1 protein-coding gene and 1 pseudogene are annotated in these 2,851 nt (G+C 72.1%); both read right to left on the bottom strand.

Features of this window, described 5'->3' with window-relative positions:
- Positions 1-191, bottom strand: a pseudogene (locus G6021_RS07770) (hypothetical protein); the annotation flags it as partial.
- Positions 192-261: 70 nt separating this feature from the next.
- The coding region (locus G6021_RS07765; protein WP_182641003.1) for a bifunctional [glutamine synthetase] adenylyltransferase/[glutamine synthetase]-adenylyl-L-tyrosine phosphorylase at positions 262-2,851 on the bottom strand (2,590 nt) is incomplete at its 5' end.

The raw sequence follows: 2,851 nt of genomic DNA, 5'->3' as shown, positions 1-2,851 counted from the left end.
CGGGCCGCCCCGGACCGGCGCAGGTCCGGGCCGAGCTCCACCTCGAAGCGGTCGCCCATGTCGTCGGACCCCAGACAGCGCACGCGTTCGTCGGCGGGCACGCCGGCCGCCCGGACCGCGTCGACGAACTCGTACAACTCACCGTAGGTGACGCCGTCGAGGGTGAGGGTGAGGTTCATCTTCACAGCCATGACCCCAGGGTATCGGCGCGCGGCCCCGGAGCGCATCGGTGACAACCCTGGTCCGACCCCGGAACACGCCTCAGATCTCACCCCAGAAGACGTGGTCGACGGCCTTGCGACCGTGGCGGGTGACCCGGAGGTACTGGTTGAGGAACTCCGCGCCGTCGGAGGACCCGGCGCAGATGCTGGCCACGGCCGCCAGGATCTTGCCCTGACCGGGGAGTTGGTCGACCGCCTTGCCGCGGGCCAGGACCAGGGCGTTGCGGGCGCGGGCGGCCATGAGCCACGACTGCACCAGCGCCTCACGCTCGCCCTCCGAGAGCAACTCCGCGGCGGCCGCGGCCTCGAGCGCCTCCAGGGTGGAGGTGGTGTGCAGGCCCGGCACCCGCGCCGCGTGCTGCATCGTGAGCAACTGCGCGCACCACTCGACGTCCGCCAGACCACCGCGCCCGAGCTTGGTGTGCGTGGCCGGGTCGGCCCCTCTGGGCAGACGCTCGGTGTCGATCCGCGCCTTCATCCGCCGGATCTCCTGCACCACCTTGGGCGGCACCCCGTCCGCCGGGTAACGGAACTCGTCGATCATGTGCAGGAAGTCCAGGCCCAGGTCGCGATCCCCCGCCGCGAACGCGGCCCGGAGCAGGGCCTGCAGCTCCCACGTCTCGGCCCACTTGGAGTAGTAGGCGCGGTAGGACGCAAGCGTCCGTACCAGTGGTCCGTTGCGGCCCTCCGGTCGAAGGTCGGCGTCGAGGTCGAGCGGGGGGTCCGACGACGGCGAGGAGAGCAGCCTGCCCACCCGTTCGGCCACCTGGACGGCCCACCGGACGGCGACGTCCTCGGCGACGCCCTCCACCGGATCGCACACGATCATCACGTCCGCATCGGATCCGTACGACAACTCGTCCCCGCCGAGCCGCCCCATCCCGATGTACGCGAGTCGGGCCGGCGGCGCCTGGCCCTCGGGGGCCATGTCCCTCATCACGGCCGCGAGGGACGCCTCGAGCACCGCCCGCCACACGGCGGACAGGCGCTTGCCGACCTCCGGCACGGAGACCAACCCCAGGACGTCCGCGGCGCCGATCCGGGCCAGCTCGGCCCGGCGTAGCGACCTCGCCGCGGCGATGACCTTCTCGGGGGTGCGGTGACGGGACGCCGAGGCGGACAGCGCGGAGGCGATGTCGGAGACCTTGGAGGCCACGAGCACGGGCCCCTCGGCGCCGTCGGTCAGCTCCGGGATCACCTCGGGGTTGCGGAGCAGGAGTTCGGAGACGAACGCGGAGGTGCCCAGCACCGTCACCAGGCGGCGCGCCACGATGCTGTCGTCCCGCAGGATGCGCAGGAACCAGGTGACGTCCTGGTGCTCCTCACACAGCTTGCGGTAGGCCAGCAACCCGGCGTCCGGGTCCGGGGTGTCGGCGAGCCATTCCATGAAGGCGGGCAGGAGCAGCGCCTGGATCCGGCCGCGGCGGTTGTTCTGCCCGGCCAGGGCCCGGAGGTGCCCGAGTGCGTGGCGCGGTGCGCCGAACCCCAGTGCCGCCAGCTGCCGCTCCATCGCCTCGGAGCTCAGGGACAGGGCCTCCGCGTCGTAGGCGGCGATCGAGTCCAGCAGCGGGCGGTAGAACAGCTTGGAATGGAGCCTGCGCACCCGGCTGCGGACCTGACGGAGCTGCTCGAGCAGGACCTCCGCGGCGTCGTGCCGACTGCTGGGCCGGATGTGGGCGGCGCGGGCGAGCCAGCGGTACGCCTCCCGGTCGCCGTCCTCCGGGAGCAGATGGGTGCGCTTGTAGCGCTGGAGCTGGAGACGGTGCTCGAGAAGTCGCAGGAACTCGTAGGCGGCCACCAGGTTGGCGCCGTCCTCCCGCGCGATGTATCCCCCCGCCCGGAGCGCCCCGAGCGCGTCCACCGTGCTGGCGACACGCAGCTCCTCGTCCGTGCGACCGTGCACCAGTTGCAGGAGCTGGACCGCGAACTCCACGTCGCGCAGGCCCCCACGCCCGAGCTTGAGCTCGCGCTCCCGGAGCGGCTCGGGGACGTTCTCCTCCACCCGCCGGCGCATGGCCTGGACGTCGTGCACGAAGTCGTCCCGCTCGGAGGCCGTCCACACCAGCGGGTGCACGGTGTCGTAGTACTCGGTGGCCAGGGCCAGGTCGCCGGTCATCGGCCGGGCCTTGAGCTGCGCCTGGAACTCCCACGTCTTGGCCCACCGCCTGTAATAGGCCTCGTGCGACTCCAGCGTCCGCACCAGCTCGCCGGACTTGCCCTCGGGTCGCAGGGCGGCGTCCACCTCGAAGAAGGCCATCGAGCCGATACGCATCATCTCCCCGGCCACCCGACCGGTCTTGGCGTCCGCGGGTTCGGAGACGAAGATGATGTCCACGTCGGAGATGTAGTTGAGTTCGCGGGCCCCGCCCTTGCCCATGGCCACCACGCCGAGGCGACAGGGCATGGGCGAATCCGGGTACACCGTGGAGACCGCCACCGCGAGCGCGGCGGTCAGCGCGGCGTCCGCGAGATCGGCGAGGCGACGACCCACCTCGGCGAACGGCAGTACCGGCTCGTCCTCGACCGTGGACGCCACGTCGTGGGCGGCCAGGAGCGCCACGTGGTCGCGGTAGGCCGACCGGAGCACGTTGACCGCGGCGCCGCCGATGACCGCGGCGCGATAGGTTCCC

Source organism: Dietzia sp. CW19, assembly GCF_014145265.1.
GTDB lineage: Bacteria > Actinomycetota > Actinomycetes > Mycobacteriales > Mycobacteriaceae > Dietzia > Dietzia natronolimnaea.
The sequence above is the reverse complement of the archived record's forward strand: the minus strand, read 5'-3'. Positions and strand labels throughout refer to the sequence as shown.